Source organism: Tumebacillus permanentifrigoris, assembly GCF_003148565.1.
GTDB classification, from domain to species: domain Bacteria; phylum Bacillota; class Bacilli; order Tumebacillales; family Tumebacillaceae; genus Tumebacillus; species Tumebacillus permanentifrigoris.
Window position 1 is genome coordinate 50763 of record NZ_QGGL01000021.1, and the last position, 24002, is coordinate 74764.

22 protein-coding genes and 1 rRNA gene are annotated in these 24002 nt (G+C 56.1%); 20 read left to right on the top strand and 3 right to left on the bottom strand.

The window, feature by feature from the left end:
• The first annotated feature begins 82 nt into the window (after nt 1–82).
• The 9 genes from C7459_RS19550 to C7459_RS19590 all read left to right on the top strand — a co-directional run bounded on the left by C7459_RS19550 (nt 83) and on the right by C7459_RS19590 (nt 9635).
• Complete coding sequence (locus tag C7459_RS19550) at nt 83–436, top strand: BsuPI-related putative proteinase inhibitor (protein WP_170119574.1); 354 nt, start codon at nt 83–85, stop codon at nt 434–436.
• Between the two features lie 67 nt (nt 437–503).
• On the top strand, nt 504–1148 hold the full coding sequence (locus C7459_RS19555) for a flagellar brake protein (RefSeq protein ID WP_170119575.1): 645 nt from the start codon (nt 504–506) through the stop codon (nt 1146–1148).
• 161 nt (nt 1149–1309) lie between these two features.
• On the top strand, nt 1310–1693 hold the full coding sequence (gene crcB / locus C7459_RS19560; RefSeq protein ID WP_245884647.1) for a fluoride efflux transporter CrcB: 384 nt from the start codon (nt 1310–1312) through the stop codon (nt 1691–1693).
• A complete protein-coding gene (crcB, locus tag C7459_RS19565; RefSeq protein ID WP_109690972.1) occupies nt 1693–2052 on the top strand; it encodes a fluoride efflux transporter CrcB in 360 nt (119 codons plus the stop codon). The genes crcB (C7459_RS19560) and crcB (C7459_RS19565) overlap by 1 nt, the downstream gene beginning before the upstream one ends.
• 22 nt (nt 2053–2074) lie before the next feature.
• The gene (locus tag C7459_RS19570) at nt 2075–3088 is read left to right on the top strand and encodes a PfkB family carbohydrate kinase (RefSeq protein WP_109690973.1); all 1014 of its coding nucleotides are present in this window, start codon (nt 2075–2077) and stop codon (nt 3086–3088) included.
• 9 nt (nt 3089–3097) lie between these two features.
• Nucleotides 3098–5377 (top strand): Tex family protein, encoded by a 2280-nt coding sequence (locus C7459_RS19575; RefSeq protein ID WP_109690974.1) that lies wholly within the window; start codon nt 3098–3100, stop codon nt 5375–5377.
• A gap of 332 nt (nt 5378–5709) precedes the next feature.
• On the top strand, nt 5710–6999 hold the full coding sequence (locus C7459_RS19580; protein WP_109690975.1) for a helix-turn-helix domain-containing protein: 1290 nt from the start codon (nt 5710–5712) through the stop codon (nt 6997–6999).
• Nucleotides 7000–7196: 197 nt separating this feature from the next.
• Nucleotides 7197–7883, top strand: coding sequence for a C40 family peptidase (locus C7459_RS19585; protein ID WP_109690976.1), 687 nt, complete (start codon nt 7197–7199; stop codon nt 7881–7883).
• A gap of 114 nt (nt 7884–7997) precedes the next feature.
• Entirely contained in the window at nt 7998–9635 is a 1638-nt protein-coding gene (locus C7459_RS19590) for a peptide ABC transporter substrate-binding protein (RefSeq protein ID WP_109690977.1), read from the top strand.
• An 83-nt stretch (nt 9636–9718) separates the two neighbouring features.
• On the opposite strand, the gene C7459_RS19595 is transcribed toward C7459_RS19590, so the two are convergent.
• Genes C7459_RS19595 through C7459_RS19605 form a run of 3 tightly spaced genes read right to left on the bottom strand, consistent with a single transcriptional unit; the run spans nt 9719 to nt 12865 of the window.
• Nucleotides 9719–11071, bottom strand: a complete 1353-nt coding sequence (locus C7459_RS19595) for an ABC transporter substrate-binding protein (protein ID WP_109690978.1) — start codon at nt 11069–11071, stop codon at nt 9719–9721.
• A 28-nt stretch (nt 11072–11099) separates the two neighbouring features.
• Nucleotides 11100–11933, bottom strand: coding sequence for a carbohydrate ABC transporter permease (locus C7459_RS19600; RefSeq protein ID WP_245884650.1), 834 nt, complete (start codon nt 11931–11933; stop codon nt 11100–11102).
• Nucleotides 11930–12865, bottom strand: a complete 936-nt coding sequence (locus tag C7459_RS19605; RefSeq protein WP_245884652.1) for a carbohydrate ABC transporter permease — start codon at nt 12863–12865, stop codon at nt 11930–11932. The genes C7459_RS19600 and C7459_RS19605 overlap by 4 nt, the downstream gene beginning before the upstream one ends.
• Before the next feature lie 493 nt (nt 12866–13358).
• Here C7459_RS19605 and thiL point away from each other — a divergent pair, with 493 nt between their 5' ends.
• From thiL to C7459_RS19660, 11 genes are all read left to right on the top strand, one after another.
• Nucleotides 13359–14378, top strand: a complete 1020-nt coding sequence (gene thiL, locus C7459_RS19610) for a thiamine-phosphate kinase (RefSeq protein ID WP_109690979.1) — start codon at nt 13359–13361, stop codon at nt 14376–14378.
• Nucleotides 14379–14390: 12 nt separating this feature from the next.
• Nucleotides 14391–14867 (top strand): tRNA (adenosine(37)-N6)-threonylcarbamoyltransferase complex ATPase subunit type 1 TsaE, encoded by a 477-nt coding sequence (gene tsaE, locus C7459_RS19615; protein WP_109690980.1) that lies wholly within the window; start codon nt 14391–14393, stop codon nt 14865–14867.
• The gene (tsaB, locus tag C7459_RS19620) at nt 14849–15619 is read left to right on the top strand and encodes a tRNA (adenosine(37)-N6)-threonylcarbamoyltransferase complex dimerization subunit type 1 TsaB (RefSeq protein ID WP_109690981.1); all 771 of its coding nucleotides are present in this window, start codon (nt 14849–14851) and stop codon (nt 15617–15619) included. The genes tsaE and tsaB overlap by 19 nt, the downstream gene beginning before the upstream one ends.
• A 23-nt stretch (nt 15620–15642) precedes the next feature.
• Entirely contained in the window at nt 15643–16095 is a 453-nt protein-coding gene (gene rimI / locus C7459_RS19625; RefSeq protein ID WP_245884653.1) for a ribosomal protein S18-alanine N-acetyltransferase, read from the top strand.
• A gap of 6 nt (nt 16096–16101) precedes the next feature.
• Nucleotides 16102–17193: a tRNA (adenosine(37)-N6)-threonylcarbamoyltransferase complex transferase subunit TsaD gene (gene tsaD, locus C7459_RS19630; protein WP_109690982.1), complete on the top strand. Its 1092-nt coding sequence runs from the start codon at nt 16102–16104 to the stop codon at nt 17191–17193.
• A gap of 430 nt (nt 17194–17623) precedes the next feature.
• Complete coding sequence (locus tag C7459_RS19635) at nt 17624–18874, top strand: sugar ABC transporter substrate-binding protein (RefSeq protein WP_109690983.1); 1251 nt, start codon at nt 17624–17626, stop codon at nt 18872–18874.
• 81 nt (nt 18875–18955) lie between these two features.
• Complete coding sequence (locus C7459_RS19640; RefSeq protein WP_109690984.1) at nt 18956–19885, top strand: carbohydrate ABC transporter permease; 930 nt, start codon at nt 18956–18958, stop codon at nt 19883–19885.
• The gene (locus C7459_RS19645) at nt 19886–20713 is read left to right on the top strand and encodes a sugar ABC transporter permease (RefSeq protein WP_109690985.1); all 828 of its coding nucleotides are present in this window, start codon (nt 19886–19888) and stop codon (nt 20711–20713) included.
• 35 nt (nt 20714–20748) lie between these two features.
• Nucleotides 20749–21768 (top strand): LacI family DNA-binding transcriptional regulator, encoded by a 1020-nt coding sequence (locus C7459_RS19650; RefSeq protein WP_109690986.1) that lies wholly within the window; start codon nt 20749–20751, stop codon nt 21766–21768.
• A gap of 31 nt (nt 21769–21799) precedes the next feature.
• Entirely contained in the window at nt 21800–23527 is a 1728-nt protein-coding gene (locus tag C7459_RS19655; protein WP_109690987.1) for a glycoside hydrolase family 13 protein, read from the top strand.
• Nucleotides 23528–23815: 288 nt separating this feature from the next.
• A 16S ribosomal RNA gene (locus C7459_RS19660) occupies nt 23816–24002 on the top strand; the annotation flags it as partial.

Sequence of the window (24002 nt, forward strand, 5' to 3'; positions counted from 1 at the left end):
CCATACAGCTCTCTTTTTTGCGTGCCGTGCTAAAGCGTTCCTTCCACGAATAGGATGTTGGAAAAGAAGGGAGGACGCAAGCATGCTCATCGTTCGGACCGACAAACCGACGTACAGCCGGCACGAACCGGTGCTGATGACGCTGACCTGGACCAACGACAGCAAAGCCCCGCAGGAAGTGACGTTTCCCAGCGCCCAACGCTACGATGTGCTCGTCGAACGGGACGGGCAAGTGGTGTGGCAGTGGAGCGCGGGGAAGTTTTTTGCGCAGGTGCTGACGACCTTGGTGATTCAGCCGGGCGACTCGCGCGTCTTCAGAGTGGAATGGGATCAAAAAGGCGAACACAACGAACTCGTGCCCGCGGGCGCGTATGTCGTCCGTGCTTGGATCTATGGGACCCACGAACAAGGCGGGACGCACATCGTCCTCGCCTGACCATATGTGTGCCAAAAAACGCCAGATGCTGCACACTGGCGTTTTTTTTCAATCAGGAGGTGGCGAGATGGGGTATCCAAAACCCTTGCAACTGGTGACGTTGTATCGCAAACAGGAGGGCGATCGGGAGTCGCTGTACCGCGTGCGCGTACAGGAGGTCGCGAAGGATCGGATGGTCCTCGATCTGCCGCTGGCTGCCAAGGGGGTTCCGGTGGAGATTCCGGCGGGGGAAGCGGTGCGGATCGGGTACGTGATCGAGCACCGGGCGTTTTATACGTTTGCAACCGTGGCGTTGGAGACGATCGAGCAGGAGGGGATTGCGCAGTTGGTCGTGGCTTGTCCGATGTTGGAGCAGATTCGCAAAGTGCAACGGCGAAACTTTTTCCGCGTGTCGGTGCTGGTGGACGGTGTGCTTCGGCCAACGCCGGGGCAGGCGATGCCGGTGAAGATCTGTGATTTGAGCGGAGGTGGGTTTTCGTTTCGTGCGGCGCGCGCGATGTTTGAACTCGGGCAAGCGATGAACGGCGTGGTGCAGGTGCCCGGGTCGGGTGAGGTGCATTTTGAAGCGGTGATGCGGCGGGTGGAGGTCAATCACGAGGCGCAGGTCTATCTGCATGGCTTTGAGTTCAAACATCTCACCGAAGCCGGGCGCAACAAGATCGTGAAGTATTGCTTGGATCGCCAATCCAAACTCCGCAAATTTACGCCTTAGCTGTTGTTGGGATTCCTGTCGCGACCAGAGCGAGAGATTTGGTAAACTAGAGGGGAAACAACCTGCCAGCAGGTAGGATCGTCGCAATGGCGTGATCGGAGCGTAGCGAGTCCGCACGGGTGCGTGCGGGCTCGTTTTTGATACAGAAGGATGTGGTGGGCGTGTTCAAGCAGTATCTGGCTGTGATGATTGGCGGAGCGATCGGGGCTGTGGGTCGTTACGGTGTGAGCGTGTGGGTGCCGGCTGACCCGTGGAAGGTGCTGTTGATCAACTGGGTGGGGTGCTTCGTGCTCGGGTTCTTCACTGCGTTTGCCGTGCGCACCGGACGGGTGTCTGATGTGGTGCGCGTGGGAGTTGGCACGGGAGTTTTGGGCGGGTTCACGACGTTCTCGACGTTTAGTTTGGATGCGGTGAAATTGATGGAGCAAGATCTGTGGCTGGATGTGGCGCTGTATGTCGTCGGCAGTTTGGTCGGCGGAGTGGCGCTGGCTTGGGTCGGGACGATGTTGGGGAGACGCGGGCGTGTGCAGGAGGTGAATTCGTGATGGAGTTCCTCTGGGTTCTGCTCGGTGGGTGTATCGGTGCGCCGTTGCGATTTGGCGTGGGGCGGTTCGTCTCGAAGAAGTGGCAGGGGGCATTTCCACTCGGCACTTTTTTGATCAACATCATCGGCTCGTTCTGCCTCGGGTTGTTGTATGGGGCACAGACGAGCCAGAGTGTTTGGCTGCTGTTGGGCACCGGGGTGTTGGGGGCGTTTACAACGTTCTCGACGTTTGGGGTGGAGACGGTGGGGCTGTTGGAAAAAAAGCGCGTTGCGCTTGCGCTCAGCTACGTGCTCCTCTCCGCGCTGGTCGGCATCCTGGGGGCTTATCTGGGACAGGCATGGTATACTGGGAGGACATAGAGGTACAGGAGGGAATTCCCATATGTATGACGTGTTAGCGATCGGAGAGATGTTGATCGACTTCACGCCGTCTGTGCGCGGCGTGGGCCTCGCAGACGTGCCCGCATTTGAGAAAAAGCCGGGCGGTGCTCCGGCCAATGTGGCAGTCGGCGTCGCCAAACTAGGTGGGAGTGCCGCGTTTCTCGGCAAGTTTGGCGACGATCCATTCGGCGACTTTCTGATCGGGACGCTCGAGCAGTATGGGGTGGACGCGGTCGGATGTGTGAAGACCAAGGAAGCAAAAACCGGCCTCGCGTTCATCGCGGTGGAGGAGAACGGGGAGCACGAGTTTCATTTTTACCGTGATCCATCGGCGGACATGCTCTTGCGCGAGGAGGATATCCGGGAAGAGCTGATCCAGAATTCGCGGATCGTTCATGTCGGGTCGGTCACTCAAGTTCTGCCCGAAGCGACAGCGGCGACGCGCAAGGCCTTGGAATTGGCACGCAAGCACGGCGTGATCACTTCGTTTGATGTCAACTTCCGCCTCGGTATCTGGCGGGGGCGTGAGGCGGAAGGCAAGCAGAAAATCCTCGATACGATCAAGCTGACCGATGTGTTGAAGGTCAGCGAATCGGAGATGGTGTTCATCACGGGCACAGAGGATGTGGAACGTGGGGCGCAACTGTTGCTGGAGATGGGGCCCAAGATCGTTTTCGTCACGCTGGGGGAGCAGGGTGTCTATTACATCACGTCGAAGCACCGCCGCCGTGTGCCGACATTCCGCGTGACTCCTGTCGATGTGACAGGAGCGGGGGATGCGTTTGTCGCAGGCTTCCTGCGCCAACTTGCCGACCGGATTCAAGGGCGGGGGATCGAGTACTCGCTTTCCATGCATGAGGAGATCGAGGAGATGACCCGCTACGGAGCAGCCGTCGGAGCGCTGACCGTCTCCAAGATGGGTGCGATCCCCGCCCTGCCGACGAAGGAAGAAGTCTATCAGTTCATGTATAGAGGGGCGAAAGGCAATCCATTGCGGATTCCAACGCAGGAATAACACGGAATCATGGAAAAATCCATAACGCGAAGTGGTAGAGCAAGACCGGAACGCACGAAGGAGGAACAAGGTTTGACAGATCATGCAAAAGCATTCACCCGCCGCATCGCGGAAGAACTTCACTTGCGGGTCAACCAAGTCGAGGCCGCCGTGTCGCTGCTCGATGAGGGCAACACCGTCCCGTTCATCGCCCGTTACCGCAAGGAGATGACCGGGGAACTCGATGAGAACCAACTGCGCGACGTGCAAGAGCGCCTACAAGCCCTGCGCAACCTCTCGAACCGTCAGGAGGAAGTCCACCGCCTGATCGACGAACAAGGCAAATTAACGCCCGAACTCGTGGCCTCAATCCAGAGCGCCAAGACCCTGACCGAACTGGAAGACCTCTACCGCCCCTACCGCCCGAAGCGCAAGACACGAGCTTCTGTCGCGCGGGAAAAAGGTCTCGAACCCCTGACAAAGTGGCTTCTCGACCGCCCAACTGGCGATGTGCTCACCGAGGCGGCTCGATACATAGACGAAGAAAAAGGCGTCAACACGGCCGAGGAAGCGCTCCAAGGCGCACTCGATATCTTCGCCGAGGAAGTCTCCGATGACGCCCCAACGCGCCAAAAAGTCCGGGATCTGACCACGCGCAAGGGCTCGATCAAGAGCATCGCCACCGGCAAAGCGGATGCGGAGACCGATGTATACGCGATCTACGCCGACTATGAGGAACCGATCGCCAAAGTTCCACCCCACCGCATCCTCGCGATGAATCGTGGGGAGCGCGAGGACGCGTTGCGCGTCAGCCTGCTCGCGCCGACCGGAGAGATTCACCAGCTCCTCGAAAGCCGCCACATGCCGCGAAAACCGACTGTGGCGAGCGAACATCTGCGGGCGTCGCTCGAGGATGCGTACAAGCGCCTGATCGCCCCGTCGATCGAACGAGAAGTGCGGGCTGCTCTGACGGAGAAGGCGGAGGAACAGGCGATCAAAGTGTTCGCCCAGAACCTGCGCAACCTGCTCCTGCAACCGCCGGTGCGCGGTCGTACCGTGATGGCCGTCGACCCAGCCTTCCGCACGGGGTGCAAGATCGCCGTGATCGACGAGACGGGCAAAGTCCTCGACATCGCCGTCACCTACCCGACCGCGCCGCACAACAAAACGATCGAAGCCAAAAAAATCCTCACCAACCTGATCACCAAGCACAACGTCCAAGTCATCGCGATCGGCAACGGCACCGCCTCCCGTGAGACGGAGCAGTTCATCGCGGAATTGATCGGGGAACTTGAAGGCGGCGGTGCCAACGCAGGCACTCCAACTCGCGAACTCGCCTACCTCATCGTCAACGAAGCCGGAGCTTCCGTCTACTCCGCCTCCAAGCTCGCAGGTGAAGAGTTCCCGTCCCTCGACGTGGCAGAACGCTCGGCGATCTCCATCGGTCGCCGCTTGCAAGACCCCTTGGCAGAGTTGGTCAAAATCGACCCGAAATCGGTCGGTGTCGGTCAATACCAGCACGACGTTTCGCAAAAGCGCCTCGAGGAGCAACTCGGCGCGGTCGTCGAATCGGCCGTCAACTCCGTCGGTGTCGATCTGAATACCGCGTCACCGTCGCTGCTCGCTTACGTCTCCGGCCTCTCCGCAACCGTTGCCAAAAACGTGGTCGCCTACCGTGAAGAAGTCGGCAAATTCACCTCGCGCAAGCAGCTCGGCAAAGTCCCGCGCCTCGGGCCGAAAACCTACGTGCAGGCGGTCGGCTTCCTGCGCATCCCAGGGGCCAAGTACCCGCTCGACAACACACCGATCCACCCGGAGTCCTATGAGGCTGCCGAAAAACTGCTCGCCGAACTCGGGCTCGCCGTCACCGACGTCATCGATCCGTCCAAGCGCGACCTCGTCCATTCGCGTATGCAGGGCCTCGATCTGGAGCACACGGCCACCCGGCTCGAAGTCGGTGTGCCGACACTTCGCGACATCCTCGATGCGCTGCAAAAACCGGGTCGCGACCCGCGCGATGAACTGCAACCGCCGCTCCTGCGCAAGGACGTGTTGAAAATGGAAGATCTACAAGCCGGCATGATCCTCAAAGGGACCGTTCGCAACGTTGTTGACTTTGGCGCATTTGTCGACATCGGGGTCAAGCAGGACGGCCTCGTACACATCTCCGAACTCGCAGACCGCTTTGTCAAAAACCCGATGGATGTCGTCCAAGTCGGGGACATCATCGACGTGCGCGTCCTCGGAATCGACGTGAAAAAAGGGCGTGTCTCGCTGAGCCGCCGCAACCTGACGGACAGCGTTTTGTAACGCAGACGTAATCCGCGCGTAATAAACGTAAATTTTCTGAAAATATATTGACTTGTCTTTCAAAGTTAGGTACGATGTAGAAGACGGAATCACACCACAACTTTCCATTCGCCCCCAGCAAGCGGCTCGCCGCAACTGGGGGCCCTTTTTTTGCCTGCTCCCAAACGATTGCTCCAGACAAATGCACCCGCGATCTCCATTGCAGTTTGTTTGCATCGGGCGATATTCATTGAAGTCATAAATAAAAGTAAAACATGAGTGGACACACCCGTTTCTCCTATTGTATAATTCAGTCACACAAACTATAGGTATTGAGGCAGGTGCATCCCTTCATGTTCTCCTTAGGCCAACGAGTCCGCGAACTCCGCTTGAAAAAAGGCTTGACGCAAATTGAGCTCTCCCGTGAAATCTGTACCCCGAGCATGATCTCGCAGATTGAATCAGACCGCGCACGACCTTCCTACACGATTTTATACGCAATAGCAGAAAAACTGGATGTCCCGCTCGAACGGTTGCTGGTGGATGTCGACCTCAACCTCGAGTTCTTGAGCACGTTCAAGATGGCGCGTGCAATGGTCACGGCCGGAGAGTATGCGTCGGCGATCCCGCTGCTCGAAGAACTGATCGAGACGCCGCGCCCGCAGATCCCGATGCTCGAAATTCAACTGGATCTCGCCGAATGCTACCTCTACACGGAGCAATTGGATATCGCAGAAGACTCCTTTCACAAAGTGATGGAACAGGGAATCCTGCGCAAGGACAACCAACTGATGTTGCAAGTGTTGCGCAACCTCGGGCAGCTTGAGTTCTTCCGCAACCGCTACCAACTGGCTGTCTACCACTGGCAACGCGCACTCGACACAGCAGAACGCTTGCCAGAGGCCGACCCGATCCAACTCGCCACGATCTACCACCATCTAGGAGAAGCGCACGGCAAGCTCGGACTGATGCACGATGCGCTGGCCTATTACGAGGAAGCCTCGAATCTCTACCAAGGTCTGGAAAGCCTCGACCAGATCGGTCACGTCTACATGGGGCTGGGCATGACTTACAAGCGTCTCAACGAGTTGAAAAAAGCGCAAGACTTCGCAGAACGCGCACTCTCGATCTTCGAAGGGCTGGACAACACACTGATGACGGTGAAACTCCAAGTCACCCGCGCCAGCCTGCTGGCACACGGTGACCAAACCGCAGAAGGAGTCGCGATGCTGGAGGAAGCGATCGCCAAGTTCCATGAACTTGGCTGTCGGGACGACCAAGGCATAGCCAGCGTCGAACTCGCCAAAGTGCATCTGCTCGCCGGTGAACTCGACCAGGCGGAGGAAGCCTGCCAAGCCGCCCGCTCGTTGCTCCCGGAACTGCATGTCTACCAAGGCTGGGTCAACCGCGTGTTCGGGCGCATCGCGATCCGCCGTGGTGTGCGCGACGAAGGCCTGCGCCGTCTGCAAAAAGCGGCAGACTGTTTCAAACGCCTCGGCGAAGCGGGCGAGTGGGATGACACGATGTACGAAGTTGTCCAATTGCACCTCGAAGACCAGAATTACCGCGAGGCGTACCGCCTGCTCGAAGAGATGCGCCGCTACAGCCGCCAAGTCTTCGAGAGTCGGGGGATCGTGTTGTAAATAGTTACCTTTTCGCATAAATATAGCATCCAAGAACCTACTCGCTGCTTGCGGGTAGGTTCTTTTTTGTACGAATCCGTTCAAAAAGTCGCACAGGCAACTGGTAGAACCTACTAGCCGACATCTTCCACCTGATGTGCTAGAATCAGGGTATTCAAATAATATTCAAAGAATTCCCCTGAGGAGGAACGCCCCGCATGAAGAAGATTCTCCGCACCTTGGTCCTCACATCCATTTCCATGTTGGCGATCGCCCCTATCGTAGCCACGGTTCCGTCGAAGGCAGCGCACGCGGCAACCTCTGCGTACTCCACACTCGCGACAGGCATGAGCGGCCCACTCGTGTCTGGTTTGCAGACCGATCTGAACACGTTGGGCTATTACACCTACCCGAGCATCACCGGTTTCTATGGTTCGGTGACTGCGCAATCGGTAAAAGACTTCCAATTCGCGTATGGACTCAACGCGGATGGGATCGCTGGCCCACTCACCCAACAGAACATCGACAATGCATTGGTGAAAAAGGACATCGTCGCGGACTCCTACCAGTACATCGGCATCCCGTACCTGTGGGGCGGCACGACGACCAAGGGCTTCGATTGCTCGGGGTTCGTCTACTACATGTTCAACTCGCACGGCGTACCGATCCAGCGCACGACATCGGCACAGATGTACACATGGGGTACTCCGATCGCCCAGAACAAACTGATGCCAGGCGATCTCGTGTTCTACTCCCTGAGCCAGAACGGGCAAGTTTCCCACGTCGGGATCTACATCGGCAACGGGCAGTTCATGTCGGCACTCTCCTCCAAAGGGATTTATGCACAAGCGCTCAACAACACCTATTGGGCTCCGAAATATATCGGTGCTAAACGGATTTTTTAAACAAATAAGCCAACGGTCGGTAGGCGACCGCTGGCTTTTTTGTTACAATGATGTAACGAATTACTATCTATAGTTTTCAAATAATTCGAAATAGCGAAAATAGGGGGCTAGTCTATGAACAAAAGCAAATGGGTGGTGCTGGGTCTTGCAGTCACCGTGCTGTCCGGCACGATCGTAGGGTGCGGCAATGACAAAGCTGTGGTTTCTGATAAAGGTACTTCTACAGAGAAGCAAGAACTGAATTTGACGCTGGGTGACGAGATCCCGTCGCTTGATCCTTCCAAAGGAACCGACTCGATCTCGTTTACGATAATGGGACAGATCAATGAAGGTCTGATCCGCCTCGATGAAAAAGGTCAACCGACCGCAGGCGTGGCGAAGGAATGGAAAGTTTCTGCGGACGGCAAAACCTACACTTTCACTCTGCGCGATGATGCGAAGTGGTCGGACGGTAGCGCGGTGACGGCACAGGACTTTGAATATTCGTGGAAGCGCTCTCTTGACCCGAATACCAAGTCTTCCTACGCGTTCATGCTGGCGTGGATTGCCGGTGGCGATGCGTACAACACGGGCAAAGGCACCGCAGATGAAGTAAAAGTCAAAGCCAAGGACGACAAGACCTTGGAAGTGCAACTGGAAAGCGCCAAACCGTACTTCCTCGAACAGTTGGCCTTCCCGGTGTTCTTCCCGGAGAAAAAGGCGTTCGTCGAGAAAGTCGGCGACAAGTTCGGCGGCGATGTAGACAAAGTTCTCTCCAACGGTCCGTTCAAGATCACCCAATGGAGTCACGAGCAATCGGTCGAGATCGTCAAAAACGACACCTACTGGGACAAAGGCAACGTGAAACTAGATAAGGTCACGTTCCAAGTCGTCAAAGACCCAGGTGCGCGTGAGAACTTGTTCGAGGCGGGTCAAATCGATCGCTTCGGGCTGCTGGCCGACCAAGTGGACCGCTACAAGGACAAGCCGGAATTCAAGCGCCGCAATGACCTGTACACCGGCTACCTCGAGTACAACTCCGCGCGCCCGGCGCTCGCGAATGCGAAAATCCGCCAAGCGCTGACCTTTGCGATCGACGGTGACAAGTACACCGACATCGTGTTCCACGATGGTTCCGTCGGTGCGACCGGCTTCGTACCGACCGGGATCTCGGACGGCACGGGCGACTTCCGTGAGCACAACGGAGATGTGATGAAGACCAAGGAGAACGCCGCCAAAGCGAAAACGCTGCTGGCAGAAGGTCTCAAAGAAGCAGGTCTGACCGAGTTCCCGAAATTGAAACTGGCCTCCTCCGACTCCGCATCCGGCAAAAAAGGCGTGGAGTTCATCAAGGAACAATGGCGTTCCAACCTCGGCATCGACATCGAAGTTGAACTGATGCCGTTCAAACTGCGCCTGCAAAAGCAGCGTTCCAAGGACTACGACATCTCGATTACCAACTGGGGCGCGGACTACAACGACCCGATGACCTTCCTCGACCTGTTCGTGACCGACGGCGGGTTCAACGATGTCAGCTACAAAAATCCGAAGTACGATGCGCTGATCAAGTCCGCACAAGTCGAGCCGGATGCCAAAAAACGCATGCAGATGCTCTACGATGCGGAGAAAATGTTCATGGCCGACATGCCAGTTGGCCCGGTCTACTTCTCAGCTTCGACTTCGATCTCCAAGCCGTACATCAAGAACTGGGTCAACCGCGTGACCGGCCCGGATATGGATCTCAAGACCACCTACATCCAAGGCAAGGAATAAGGCACACCGTTCGCCTCCTGCCCTTCGCGCCCTGCCTTGCGCAAAAAAGCTCCCGCAGCCAACTGGCTGCGGGAGCTTTTTCGTTACTTTTTGTAGAGTTGGTTGTACTTGCCGATCGCATCCGTGACTTTTTTCGAGGCATCGTCGAGCGATTGCTGCGTCGTTTTTTTCCCGAGCAGGACATCCTCGATCGCCGTCTCCACCGTCGCACGCGCTTCCGGGAACACCCCGATCACGGCGCCGGAGGTCGCTTCGGTCAACTTGGTGTTGTGGAGTTGGCTGACTGCGGTCTGGAACTGCGGGTACTTGGCATCGAAGTCCTTCAACTCTTGGACTTCATAGGCCTTGGTGCGGATCGGGAAGTAGCCAGTCGCGGTGTGCCAAGTTGCTTGTGTCTTGGGTTCCGCGACGAATTTGATGAACTCCCAAGCCGCTTTTTGCTTGGCATCCGGTTGGTCCTTCATGATCCACATCGAGCCGCCGCCGATGATCACACCACCTGCTGCGCCTTCTGTCTTGGGCAGTTCAGCAGTACCGACTTCAAACTTGTCCTTGGCCCCATCGACCAGCCCGCGCAGAACGGCGGTGGAGTCGATGAACATCGCCGTCTTGCCTGCGGAAAACGCCGCTTGCGTGTCGGCGGTTTTGCGTCCGAAGTTGCCCATGTAGCCTGCATCGACGCCTTTTTTCCACCAGTCGAGGAACTTGGTGCCCTCGGTTTTGTTGAACACCGCTTCGGTGGCGCGTTCCTTGCGGCCGTTGCCATTGTTGGCGTAGAGGCCGCCTTGGTTCGCCATGTATTGCTCGAAGAACCAGCCGTAGATCGCCATCGACATGCCGTAGCGCTCCGGCTTGCCGTCCGCGCCTTTTTTCGTCAACTTCTGGGCGTACTCCTCCACTTCCGCCCATGTCTTCGGCGGTTTGTTCGGATCGAGGCCCGCTTCTTGGAACGCGGTTTTGTTGAAGTAGAGAATCGGGTTCGAGGAGTTGAACGGGAGCGAGTACAATTGGCCGTCCATCTTGTAGTAGTTGAGGATGTTCGGCTCAAAGTCGGACATGTCGTACTTGTCCGCGTCAACGAATTTCTGCACGGGAACCGTTGCTTCAGAGTCGATCATAAATCGCGTGCCGATGTCATAGACCTGCATGATCGCCGGAGCGGTGTCGCTGCCCTCTGCCGTTTTGTATTTGTTGAACTCATCGTCATAGGAACCTTGGTAGACGGAATTGACTTTGATCTTGTCATGCGAGTCGTTGAACGCCTGGACGATTGCGTCCAAGCCTTTGCCCGGACCGCCGCCCATCGCATGCCAGAGCGTGATCTCGATGACACCGTTTTCATTGGTCGTCGCTTCCTCAGAATTGGAGCAACCGGCGAGCACCGTGGTTGCGCCAAGCGTGAGTGCGAGCAGACCGGAGAGCAGAACTTTTTTCATAAGTAGGGGAGCCTCCTCAGGGAGTGGTTTAGCCTTTGACAGCGCCAGACAGCAAGCCTTTAACCAATTGCTTTTGTCCGACGATCAGCATGATGACCGTGGGGAGCAAGACGAGCACGACACCTGCCATGACCAAGTTCCAGGCCAGTTGTTCCTCATTTTGCAGCATCGAGATGCCGACTTGGACGGTGCGCATGCTGGTCTTGTTGGTGATCAGCAGCGGCCAGAGGTACATGTTCCACGCTTGAATGAACGCATACACCGACAGCGTGCCGAGCGCCGGACGAGACAGCGGCACGACGACGGTGAGGAAAAAGCGCCAGTGGCCGCATCCGTCCAACATCGCCGCTTCATAGAGATCGCGCGGAATCTGCATGTAGAACTGGCGGAGCAAAAACGTTCCGAACGCCGTCGCGAGGAACGGTGCGGCGAGACCTTGGTACGTCGAAAGCCAGCCGAGTTCCTTGATCGTAAAGTAGTTCGGAATCAGCGTGACTTCCCACGGGATCATCATCGTGGTCAGGAAGAGATAGAACAGCAAGTTGCGTCCTGGAAAGCGCAGGAAGGCAAACGCGTAGGCGCTCAGCGCCGAGGTGAACAGTTGCCCGGCGACGATCGCGAGCGACACGATCAGCGAGTTGAGCAGAAACTTGCCGAGCGGTGCCACCGCCAGCGCATCGTGGTAGCTGTTCAGGTTGAAGTGCGACGGGAAGAGGTTCGGCGGACTGGATAACGATTCGGACGGGGTCATGAACGACGTTGAGATCGCGAACAACAGGGGGAACGCGATGATCAGCGACACGACCGTCAGCAACAAGTAGTGCAGGGACGTCCGAATGGGAAAGCGACGAGGCGTGCTCACTGGTAATGCACCTTCCTCTCCACAACGGTGAATTGCAGGATGGTGAGCAGCAGCAGGATCACGAACAGCACGATCGCCTGTGCAGAAGCGGAACCAAACTGGAAGTTGAAGAACGCGTCACGGTAGATCGAGTAGACCAGCACGTGTGTCGAGCGCGACGGGCCGCCTTGGGTGAGGATGTTGATCTGCCCGAAGGACTGGAACGCGCCGATCACCGACACGACGAGCACGAAAAACAGTGTAGGGGATAGCAGCGGCAACACGACATGGCGCAGGCGTTTCCCATACCCGGCTCCGTCGATCGTCGCGCTCTCCAGCAACTCCGTAGGGATCGCTTGCAGTCCACCGAGCAACAGGATCGTGTGGAAGCCGACGCCCAACCAGATCGTGACGAGCGACACGGCGATCATCGCCCAGAACGGATCGGTCAACCACGCGATATCCTGCACGCCGAAGAAACTCAAGCCGTGCGTCAGGATCGAGATGCTCGGGTTGAACAGCAACAGCCCGATCGTCGAGGCGGTCGCCACAGACACCGTCACCGGGGAGACGATCAGCGTCCGGAAAAACGCCATGCCACGCAGTGGCTTTTCCACCAGCAGGGCGAGCAACAGAGCGAGCAGAATCCCGGGCACGACCGTTAGAAACACGAACACAACCGTCGTCCAGAGACTGTTCAAAAAGTCGGCCGAGGTGAACAGTTCGCCGTACTGCGAACCTCCCACATAGTGTTTGGCCACACCCTTGGCGTTGGTGAGGTAGAAGCTAAGGTAGATCGTCTTGCCAAGCGGGTAAAAGAAAAAGAGGACGAAAAGGAATAACGACGGTACGAGAAAGGGCGTTGCGGTCAGCAGTTCCTGAATCCGCTTTCGCCAACGAGCCTTGGGGCGCATGCGCGTCACGGTTTCAGTCGGTTGCACAACAGCTTTCAATGTCGGAAGCACCTCCCTGTGAACAGGTGTATAGTACTTCACTATTATACCAACAGAACCTAGTGAAAAGATAACGAAATATTAAAATCACAACATTTTTACATATGAGCATTAAAAATTCACATAAAAAAGGCAGAACCCGCAAAGGGTTCTGCCAAAAAAATGGACGACGTCTACGTTATGGCTGATCTGGTGTTTGCTTAGCAGCGGTACGATTTGTGATGCGTGTGCCGTACCCGCGTTTCCTTAGTGTCCAACGCCTGCTGGAGCGCAAAGCGGGTCAAAAGCCCAGCTCCTACAAGTATCGACCCCATGAAAAACAATTCTGCAAGAAACATCCCTATACTGCCCAAAAAAGTTCACCTCGTCATTAGTTTCCTAGATTTTTATAGGTACTCTTATGGTACGCGATTATTCGTCAAAATAAAATGGGTAAATTGTGCGATTTTTGGAGGTATAATAGGAAAAGGTCAAAAGAGGGCGGGTGGTTCATATGAAGATTCGTGAGATCGGGGAGTTCGGCTTGATCGACAAGTTGGTCGGACGCTTAGGTCCGGGGGATGAAAGTGTCGTCGTCGGGATCGGGGATGATGCGGCTGTTACAGCCTATGCCTCAGGCACGCATGTCGTGACCACGACCGACATGCTGGTGGAGGGCGTACACTTCCGTACCGACACCATCGACGATCGGTCGCTCGGCTACAAGTCGCTCGCCGTCTCGATCAGTGACATCGCCGCGATGGGTGCCCGACCGCGCCATGCGGTCATCTCGCTGGCGATACCCGTGGAGATGGACGTTGAACGGTTGGAGGATCTCTATGCGGGCGTCGCGGACATCTGTGCGGAGTTTGCGACGGTCGTCGTCGGCGGTGATATCACGAAAACCAGCGGTCCCTTGGTGATCTCGGTCACCCTGCTTGGCGAGATCGAAGCCGGGCGTGCCTTGCTTCGATCGGGTGCAAAGCCGGGCGATCTGCTGTTCGTCACGGGAACGGTCGGCGGCTCGGCGGCCGGTCTGGATTATCTAGAGCATGGACGGACAACTGCTTTTGCTACAAGGGGAGAGGCAGAGGTGGGTCAACTGCTCCAGTTCCACCAACGTCCGCGACCACAGGTAGTGGCGGGGCGCTTGTTGCTGGAATCGGGTGCTTGTACTTCGCTCAACGATGTCTCAGACGGACTGGCCAGCGAGTGTAACGAAATTGCGAAGCTGAGCGGAGTTCGGTTGGAACTTGACGCCGAGCAACTTCCGTTGCATGATGGTGTTCGCCAATATGCGGCCCTGCGCGAGCTCGATCCTGTGCAGTGGGCGCTTTTTGGCGGCGAGGATTACCAGTTGGTCGGGACGATACAGCCGACGGAAGCGCAGCGGACGGAGGCGCTTTTTGCCAAAAACAGCCTGTCGTTGACCGTTATCGGCCGTGTCACAGCGGAGCAAAGCGTCGGTGTGACGCTTCATTATGCAGGACAGGCCCACGAGTTGAAGCCGAAGGGGTACAACCACTTCGGGTAAGGAGTGACATCTATGCTGACCTATGAAATGGCTTCGGTCGAAGCGACCCAAGCGCTTGCAGCCCGCCTCGGCGAAGTGGTGCAAGCAGGCGACGTGCTCTGCCTCTCCGGGGACCTCGGGGCGGGCAAGACGACGTTCACCCAAGGTCTCGCACGCGGCCTCGGTGTGGAGGAGCCGGTCTCCTCACCGACGTTCACGATCATCAAGGAATACGACGACGGGCGCATCCCGCTCTATCATATGGATATCTACCGTCTAGGCGAAGCGGCGGTACACGAAGACTTAGGCTATGATGAGTATTTTTATGGAGCAGGGGTCTCGGTCATCGAGTGGTCGGAGTATCTCGAGGACCTGCTCCCCGAAGACCGTCTGCTCGCCCACATCACGATCGCGGAGGGCGGCGGTCGACATCTCGTCTTCACCGCCACAGGACCTCGCGCGACAGCAAGACTAAAGGAGTTGGAACAACTGTGCCCTACCTCGCACTAGATACTGCCACGACTTCGCTATCGATCGCCGTGGGCGAACGCGGCCGCCTATTCGGGGAAGCGACGACCCAGCTCTCGCGCAATCACTCCGTGAAGTTGATGCCGCTCGTAGAAAGTCTGCTGGAAAGCCTCGACATCGCGCCTGATCAACTCCAAGGTCTGATCGTCGGACGGGGGCCAGGTTCCTATACCGGAGTGCGCATCGCGGTCACGGCGGCCAAAGCGATTGCGTTTTCCTTGCAGATCCCGCTGGTGGGCGTCTCGACAATGGATGGGTTGGCGCGGCATGGTGCGCTGTCTGACGCACTGGTCGTCCCGCTGCTCGACGCCCGCCGCAAGCAAGCGTATACCGCGATGTATGAGAACCAAAACGGAGCCTTCGTGAAGCTACAGGAGGACCGTCTGCTGGGGCTCGATGACATCATCCGCGGCATCCATTCGCGGATGGTCGTTCGCCGTCTGGATAAGTCCAAGCCGGCGCAAGTGCTCTTGCTCGGCGATGGTGCGGAAAACCACCGTGCCGAGCTGCAGGAAAAACTCGGGGACAAAGCCCGATTTGCCACTTCCTCCAGTCAGAACTTCGTTCGGGCGGCTCACCTGCTGGACGCGGGGATTGCGATGCTGGAAGCCGGGGAGTCACACGACACGGCGACTTTTGCCCCGGAGTACTTGCAGCTGGTGGAGGCGGAAGTCAAATGGAACGCTGCTCAACAGGCGAAAGTGGCTGTGACCAAGGAGGGCGATGCAAAGTGATCGGTACTTTGCACTATCGTCAAATGACGTTGGGGGACATTCCGCGCATCTTGGAGATTGAACTGAAATCGTTCAGCCTGCCGTGGTCGGAGGAAGCGTTCCAGATGGAATTGACGCAGAACCACTTCGCCAAGTATGTTGTGGCGGAGATGGAGGGGCGTGTGATCGGCTATGCGGGTACGTGGATCATCATCGACGAAGCGCATGTTACGAATGTTGCGGTCGACCCGGAGTATCGAGGGCACAGCATCGGAGAGACGCTGATGAAGCAACTGATGGTACTTGCCATCGCGCACGGGGCAGAACGGATGACGCTGGAAGTGCGCGTCTCGAACACAGTCGCCCAGAATCTCTATGCGAAAATGGGTTTCCTCTCGCACGGCATCCGCAAAGGCTATTACACCGACAACCGCGAAGACGCGATGATCATGTGGGCGGAATTGCCTCGCCCCACGACTGACTATGAAATGGAGTAAGCGCTGATGGGATTCCTTGAACGAGTGCGTCAAAAATACATCGCCGATCGCGCGTCCGGCAAACCGGTCGTGATCCTCGGCATCGAGAGTTCCTGTGACGAGACGTCGGCGTCTGTCATCCGCGACGGGCACGAGATCCTCTCGAACATCGTCTCTTCACAGATTGAAATCCACAAGCGGTTCGGCGGCGTCGTGCCAGAAGTCGCCTCGCGCCGCCATGTTGAGAATGTCAACGATGTGGTGGAGGAAGCATTGCAACAAGCGGGCGTGACGATCGAAGACCTCTCAGCTGTGGCGGTCACGTATGGGCCCGGCTTGGTCGGGGCGCTTTTGGTCGGCGTCTCCTGGGCGAAGGGTCTGTGCTGGTCGAAGGGCATCCCGATGATCGGCGTCCAACACATCGCCGGGCACATCTATGCGAACTTCCTGTCCGGCGGGATGGAACCGCCGTTGCTCGCGCTGGTCGTCTCGGGCGGGCATACTGAACTGGTACATATGCCGGCACACGGCGAGTTCGAGTTTCTCGGACGCACTCGCGATGATGCGGCGGGAGAAGCGTATGACAAAGTCGGCCGGGCGATGGGGCTCCCCTATCCTGGGGGTCCGCAGATCGACCGTCTCGCGTTGGAGGGCAATCCGCAAGCCTACGCGTTCCCACGGGCATGGATCGATGAGCGGTCGATGGATTTTTCCTTCTCAGGGTTGAAATCGGCGGTGTTGAACACGATGCACAATGCCGAACAGCGCGGCGAGCCGTGGAAGGTCGAGGACATCTCCGCCTCCTTCCAAGCGGCGGTCGTCGAGGTGCTCGTGGAGAAGACGGTGCGCGCTGTGCACCACACGGGTGTGAAAAATGTCGTCGTCGCCGGGGGCGTCGCCGCCAATCGCGGACTGCGTGCGGCCCTGACGAAGCGGGCGGAGGAAGCTGGCTTCCACGTCCACTTCCCGCGCTTCGACCTCTGTTCGGACAACGCCGCGATGATCGCAGCGGCGGCTTTTCCGATGTATCTCCAAGGCAAGTTCCACGACTTGGATTTGAATGCGATCGCGAGTTTGAGCTTGACGAAGTGGAAAGACACGCCGACGATCAGTTTGTAAGGTTGTTGGCACCGGAAAAAGGACAAGTAGGCTGTGAGCCTTCTTGTCCTTTTTTTGTGCGATCGGGCCGCATGATTCGGTGGCGACACGCGTGCATAATTTGCGACTTCTACTCACAAAATACAAGTGTTGACAACCACTCGTGCAACTCCACCGTTTGTTTGCACAAATCCCGTGCAAAACGGTCGATACCGAGGCGTTTTCCTGATTTCACGAAATTGTCGAAACAGACTGCCATACCGTTGACCAAACTTGCTGAGCCGTCTATACTTTAAGGTAGACGAACGTTTGGAGCTATAGTCAGAGAGATAGGGAAGCGGTTTCAAAATTTTTTAGGAGCATGTGCAAACGTTTGCTCCAAACAGCATATATCTTATGATATAGTGAAAACGTTTACTGAGCAGTACATAGCTAAGGGGGAAATGAAAAGATGAACATGACGTGGAAAATAGCAGCATCTGTGTTGGCAACAACCGGTTTGATGGCTTCGTTGCTGGTAGGTTGTGCAAGCTCTGGCGACAAAGCAGCCGAAACGCCGAAACAAACCGACACCGCTGCTGGCGGCAAAGTCAAACTGTCCGTCTGGTCTCACTGGGGTGACGCAGAGTTTGAAGCACTAAAATCGGTTGCACAGGAATGGGCGACCAAAACCGGTAATGAAGTTGACGTCAAAGTCGACAGCGATAAAGAATTCCAAAACTACGCAACCGCAGCTCGTTCCGGCAAGGGACCGGACATCCTGTTTGGTCTGCCGCATGATAACCTGGGCACCTTTGCAAAAGCAGGTCTGCTCTCCGAAGTACCGTCTGGCCTCGTAAACGAAGCAGATTACGTTCCGGTCGCGTTCGCAGGCACGACTGTCGACGGCAAGAAAGTCGCAATGCCGATCTCGATGGAAACCTACGGTCTCTACTACAACACCGACAAAGTTCCGACCCCGCCGACCACTTGGGCTGACTTCGTCGCTTCCGCTCAGAAAAACGGCTTCATGTACGACATCAACAACTTCTACTTCACCTACCCGTTCATCCAAGGGTACGGCGGCTACATCTTCAAAAACACCAGCGGCACCTACGACACCAATGATGTCGGTCTCGGCAACGAAGGCGCTGTAAAAGGCTACCAATTGCTGAACGACATGGTGAACAAATACAAGTTCATGCCGGCAGACGTGAACGGCGACATCGCAAAAGGGAAATTCACCACCAAGAACACGGCGTTCTACATCTCCGGTCCGTGGGACGTAGAAGCTGTGAAAAAAGCAGGCGTGAACTTCGGCGTCGCTCCGCTCCCGACCCTCGAAAACGGCCAAAAGCCGAAAACCTTAGTTGGGGTGCAGTCCGGGATCGTCTCCACCAAGTCTGAGCACCAACAACAAGCTTGGGACCTGCTGAAATACCTCTCGCAAAACGGCTCCAAGAAGTTCCTCGAAGCAGGCGCTCGTATCCCGGTTGTGAAGACGCAACTCGAAGACGCTTCCTTCAAAAACAACAAAACCGCAGTTGCATTTGCTGAGATCGCAGCGAATGGCGAGCCGATGCCGAACATCCCAGCGATGGCTGCTGTCTGGACTCCGGAAGGCAACAACCTCAAACTGATCACTACGGGCAAATCCGCACCGGACAAAGCTGCGAAGGATATCCTCGACCAAATCAAACAAGGTATCGCAACCTCGAAGTAACACCACACAGACTAGACAACAACGCGCGAGGCATCGGAAGGTGCCTCGTTCGTTATTCGTTAGGAGAAGGGAGGGGCCCATATGGCGAAACAGAAAAATGCCATAAAAAAACAACGACCATGGGTACCTTTCGCGTACCTGTCACCGGCGTTGCTGACGATTGCGATCTTCAGTTTGGGGCCGGTCATCTACACCATCTACTTGTCGTTCACCAACTTTAACCTCAACCATTTTGATGCGTTTCAGTTTGTTGGATTCGACAATTACAAGGAAATTCTGTTCGGGCCGTTCCTCAAAGTGTTCTTGCCGGTCTTTTTCTGGACGGTCCTCTATGCACTTTTGTCAACGGGTGTCGGCTATCTGATCGGGTTGGTTCTGGCGATCCTGCTCAACAACGAGCGGATGAAGGAATCCAACGTCTACCGTGCAATCCTCGTCATTCCGTGGGCATTGCCGGCCGCCATCGCGATCCTCGCGTGGCAAGGACTCTATAATGAATCATTCGGTCAGATCAACCTGTTGCTCAGCAAGTTCGGGATTGATAAAGTACAGTGGTTGTCCGACCCGTACTGGGCAAAGTTCGCGGTCGTTTTGACGACGGTCTGGCTGGGATACCCGTTCATGATGAACGTCTGCCTGGGCGCGTTGCAATCGATTCCGAAGGATCTGTACGAAGCGGCTGACATCGACGGCGCAGGTCGTTGGAAAAAATTCACGTCTGTCACGCTGCCAGGTCTCACCTCTTCGACCCTGCCGTTGTTGATCTCGTCGTTCGCGTTCAACTTCAACAACTTCGGGGCTGCATTCCTGATCACTGGCGGTGGACCGCCGCGCACGGATACGCAGTTTGCCGGACACACCGACATCCTCGTCTCCTCGGCGTATTCGATGACGTTGACCTTCAACCGCTATGACCTCGCGTCGGCGCTGTCGTTGATCATCTTCCTGATCGTTGGGACGCTCAGTTTTGTGAACATGAAATTTACGAAGGCATTCGAGGAGGTGGACTAGATGAAGGGATATGATGCGTTTAACCTGTGGGTTTCCCGGATTCTGATCTGGATTGCCGTCTTGGCTTCCGTCCTTCCGCTGTTCTTCGTATTGGCGGCCTCGTTCTCGTCGGGCGAAGCGTTTTTCTCAGAGACCTTGATCCCGACTACGTTTACGATGGAGAACTACAAGCACGTGTTGGCCGATACCAATTTCCCGACTTGGATGAAAAACTCACTGATCCTCGCTTTCTCCGTTGGGATTTTGCAGACGATCTTGACGTCTTTTTCCTCCTATGCATTCTCGCGGATGCGATTTTTTGGTCGGAAATACGGTCTGATGAGCTTGTTGCTTCTGCAGATGTTCCCGAACTTTATGGCGGTTTCCGCGATTTTTGGCCTGTTGGTCAAACTCAACCTGATGGACAACCTGTTCGCGCTGATCTTCGTATTTGCCGGCGGGAATGCGTTTAACATCTGGCTGATGAAGGGATACCTCGATTCCTTGCCGAAAGAGTTGGACGAAGCGGCGACTGTCGACGGTGCCAACTCTTGGCAGATCTTCTGGAGAATCGTGCTGCCGCTGTCTCTCCCGATGCTCGCGGTCGTGTTTTTGTTCAGCTTCATCGGTGTCTTCTCGGAGTTTGTGCTGTCCTCCGCGCTCTTGAAATCACCGGAGAATCTGACGCTCGCCGTCGGGTTGCAACAGTTTATCAAAAACGAATTTGCCGCCAACTGGACGCAATTCGCAGCCGCTGCTGTCATGGCTTCGATCCCGGTCGTTGTGGTGTTCTCGTTCATGCAACGCTGGATCGCGGGCGGTCTGATGTCCGGTTCGGTCAAAGGCTAAACTAGAGGTTTTATTCAGGAAGGAGGCTGGCACACGTGACGGCTACTATCAAAGACGTTGCGGCACGTGCTGGGGTATCCCCTTCCACCGTCTCGCGCGTTATCTCCAACCATCCACGCATCTCGGAGAAAACCAAGCGTGAAGTCCGAGCGGCGATGGAGGAACTGGGGTACCACCCCAATATGTTGGCGCGCAGTCTTGCCAAGAAAAGTTCGGATGCGATCGGTGTGCTCATCCCGAGCACGACCGAGGAGTTTTTTATGAACCCGTTTTTCCCCGAGGTCTTGCGTGGCATCACCGATGTTGCCAAACGTGAGGGGTACGATCTGCTTCTGTCCACGTCCGATTCGGGCAAGGAGGATGTTCGATCCCTCACGCGCATGATCCACGGAAAACGTGTGGACGGCGTGTTGCTGTTGTCTTCGCGCATGCAGGACCCGCTGATGCAAGTGCTGCAGGAAAACCCCTTCCCAGCCACTTTGATTGGTCGCCCGGAGATTAACCTGCCGATCTCTTGGGTGAACAACAACAATGTGGAAGCGTGCTACCAAGCCACGCGCCATTTGATTGGTCTGGGTCATAAACGCATCGGCTTTCTCGGTGGTGATGAGACCTTTGTGGTCACGAGAGACCGTCTGCAAGGGTATCACCAAGCGCTCGATGAAGCAGGCATCCCCCAGGATCGCCGCTTGATGTTCGCGAGTTCCTTCGTTGAACAAGGCGGCTACCTCGGGATGACGCGCCTGCTCGCGTTGCCGGATCGCCCGTCGGCAGTCGTGGCTTCAGACGATCTGTTGGCATTTGGCGCGATGCGTGCAGCGGGGGAACTTGGATACCGCATCCCGGAAGATATCGCGGTGGTAGGGTTTAACAATGTGCGTTTGACCGAAATGTCCAACCCATCGCTGACCAGTGTGGACGTACAGATTTACGAACTTGGCGTGACGGCGGCCAACCTGTTGATCGAGCAGATGCGTGGCGGTGTGTTGATGGACAAGCACGTGATCGTGCCGACCCAGATGGTCATTCGCAATTCGTGCGGTGGACGGAAGTAGAAGTTATTAGAGAGAGAAGAGGTGGCATTCGATGAACCAAGAAGCCATTTTTCATATGTCCCACGGGGCTTATGCCTATGCTCTGGGGCCGAATCATGCTGTGATCAAGCTGCGTGCCAAGCGCGGGGAATTGAAGTCGGTCAACATGGTGCATGAAGACCGCTTCGAATTGCCAGGTTCTTATGCGACGCAGGAACTGAACTATGCAGGCTCTGACGAACTCTATGATTATTTTACAGCGGTGGTGGAGACGAAAACAAAACGGCTTCGCTACCGTTTTTTGTTGGATGATGGGGCGTCGCAGCATTGGTACGGTGAGCGCTCGTTGTCTGATGTGGCCGACTTTGCAGGGTGGTTCCAGCTGGCGTACTTGCCGGTGCGCGATCTGTTCTTGATCCCGGAATGGGCGAAAAGCGCGATCGTCTATCAGATCTTCCCGGACCGCTTCCAAAACGGCAATCCATCGATCGACCCGGAGGGTGTTCGTCCGTGGGGCGAACTGCCGACGGCCAATACGTTTTTTGGTGGGGACTTGCAAGGGATTTTGGACAAGCTCCCTTACTTGGAGAACCTCGGGGTGAACTTGATCTACCTGACCCCGATCTTCACCTCTCCGTCGACGCACAAGTACGATACTGCGGACTACTACCAGATCGATCCGGTGTTTGGCGATCTGGAGACGTTCAAGCGGTTGGTGGACAACGCGCATGTGCGTGGCATTCGCGTCATGCTTGATGCGGTGTTCAACCATTGCGGCGCGGAATTCGCTCCTTTCCAAGATGTCTTGGAAAAAGGCGAGGCGTCCGAATACGCCGACTGGTTCCACATTCACAGCTTCCCGGTGAATATGGAGGAAGTGAACTACGAAACGTTCGCCAATCATGTGCCTACGATGCCGAAACTGCGCACCGAGAATCTGAAAGTGCGCGATTATTTGCTCGATGTTGCGGAGTACTGGGTGAAGGAGATCGGGATCGACGGCTGGCGCTTGGATGTGGCCAATGAAGTAGATCACGCCTTCTGGCGCGAATTCCGGGACCGTGTTCGAATGGCGAATCCGGACGCGTTAATCATCGGAGAAGTCTGGAATGATGCCTCGCCGTGGTTGCAGGGTGACCAGTTCGATGGTGTGATGAACTATCTGTTCCGCGATGCGGTGATCGAGTTTTTTGCCAAGCGGACGATTTCTGCGGATCGCTTTGATGCGATGCTGACCAAGACGCGGATGATGTACAAGCGTCAGGCAAACTTGATGATGTTCAACTTGCTAGGCAGCCATGATACCGCTCGCTTCTTGACGATTTGTCACGGGCGAGAGGAGCGGATGCGTCTCGCTGTTGTGTTCCAGATGACCTATGTGGGTCTGCCGGAATTGTACTATGGAGACGAGATTGGCATGATGGGGGAGACCGACCCGGATTGCCGGCGGACGATGATCTGGGAGGAGGAGCGTCAGAACCGTGAGATGTTCCGACTTCATCAACAGTTGATAGCTATCCGCAAGTCGCACCCGGCGCTCCAACTCGGGTCATACCGTGCGGTGGAGAAGGACGCCCTGCACAACCTCTATGGATTCGTGCGCGAATCGCAAGGTGAATCGATCTATGTGTTGCTGAACAATGGCAACGCGGAGATGAGCGTCACGCTGCCGATCGGTGTCAGCGGTCGAGACCTGCTGACTGGACGGATTTACAGCGGGATGCTTGAGCTCGAAGCCTATGGATTCCGCATCTTGCTCTTGAGCGGCGGAACGGTTTGATGAAAAAAGCCTCCGAACGCGCCACGTGGAGAATTCACGTGGTGCGACGGAGGCTTTTTTTGTTTTTGTGGCGGTTTGTTTGCGTTTGTTTCACGGGATTGGTTGAGGCGATGGGGTGGGCATGATAAGATTGCTCTTGTCGCCGCGATAGATTGAAAACGTTGAAATGGCGGTTGACATGATAGAAGCAATGTGGTAGTCTAATAAACGTCGCCTCTGAGCGATGCGTTGATCCTTGAAAACTAAACGAGTGATAGATGAGAATCGATTCGAGCCTTGAATCAAACTTTAATTGAGAGTTTGATCCTGGCTCAGGACGAACGCTGGCGGCGTGCCTAATACATGCAAGTCGAGCGGACTGATGTGGAGCTTGCTCCATGGATGTCAGCGGCGGACGGGTGAGTAACACGTGGGTAACCTGCCTGGCAGACTGGGATAACGCTTGGAAACGAGTGCTAATACCGGATGATCTCTT

What these genes read in the sequence shown, in the direction of transcription:
- rimI (WP_245884653.1), top strand. Translation starts at nt 15,643, where the DNA reads ATGACGTTGGGGGACATTCCGCGCATCTTGGAGATTGAACTGAAATCG.
- tsaE (WP_109690980.1), top strand. Translation starts at nt 14,391, where the DNA reads ATGCTGACCTATGAAATGGCTTCGGTCGAAGCGACCCAAGCGCTTGCA.
- C7459_RS19640 (WP_109690984.1), top strand. Translation starts at nt 18,956, where the DNA reads ATGGCGAAACAGAAAAATGCCATAAAAAAACAACGACCATGGGTACCT.
- crcB (WP_109690972.1), top strand. Translation starts at nt 1,693, where the DNA reads ATGGAGTTCCTCTGGGTTCTGCTCGGTGGGTGTATCGGTGCGCCGTTG.
- tsaD (WP_109690982.1), top strand. Translation starts at nt 16,102, where the DNA reads ATGGGATTCCTTGAACGAGTGCGTCAAAAATACATCGCCGATCGCGCG.
- C7459_RS19585 (WP_109690976.1), top strand. Translation starts at nt 7,197, where the DNA reads ATGAAGAAGATTCTCCGCACCTTGGTCCTCACATCCATTTCCATGTTG.
- C7459_RS19550 (WP_170119574.1), top strand. Translation starts at nt 83, where the DNA reads ATGCTCATCGTTCGGACCGACAAACCGACGTACAGCCGGCACGAACCG.
- C7459_RS19645 (WP_109690985.1), top strand. Translation starts at nt 19,886, where the DNA reads ATGAAGGGATATGATGCGTTTAACCTGTGGGTTTCCCGGATTCTGATC.
- C7459_RS19570 (WP_109690973.1), top strand. Translation starts at nt 2,075, where the DNA reads ATGTATGACGTGTTAGCGATCGGAGAGATGTTGATCGACTTCACGCCG.
- C7459_RS19635 (WP_109690983.1), top strand. Translation starts at nt 17,624, where the DNA reads ATGAACATGACGTGGAAAATAGCAGCATCTGTGTTGGCAACAACCGGT.
- C7459_RS19580 (WP_109690975.1), top strand. Translation starts at nt 5,710, where the DNA reads ATGTTCTCCTTAGGCCAACGAGTCCGCGAACTCCGCTTGAAAAAAGGC.
- C7459_RS19655 (WP_109690987.1), top strand. Translation starts at nt 21,800, where the DNA reads ATGAACCAAGAAGCCATTTTTCATATGTCCCACGGGGCTTATGCCTAT.
- C7459_RS19575 (WP_109690974.1), top strand. Translation starts at nt 3,098, where the DNA reads ATGGAAAAATCCATAACGCGAAGTGGTAGAGCAAGACCGGAACGCACG.
- C7459_RS19555 (WP_170119575.1), top strand. Translation starts at nt 504, where the DNA reads ATGGGGTATCCAAAACCCTTGCAACTGGTGACGTTGTATCGCAAACAG.
- thiL (WP_109690979.1), top strand. Translation starts at nt 13,359, where the DNA reads ATGAAGATTCGTGAGATCGGGGAGTTCGGCTTGATCGACAAGTTGGTC.
- C7459_RS19595 (WP_109690978.1), bottom strand. Translation starts at nt 11,071, where the DNA reads ATGAAAAAAGTTCTGCTCTCCGGTCTGCTCGCACTCACGCTTGGCGCA.
- C7459_RS19590 (WP_109690977.1), top strand. Translation starts at nt 7,998, where the DNA reads ATGAACAAAAGCAAATGGGTGGTGCTGGGTCTTGCAGTCACCGTGCTG.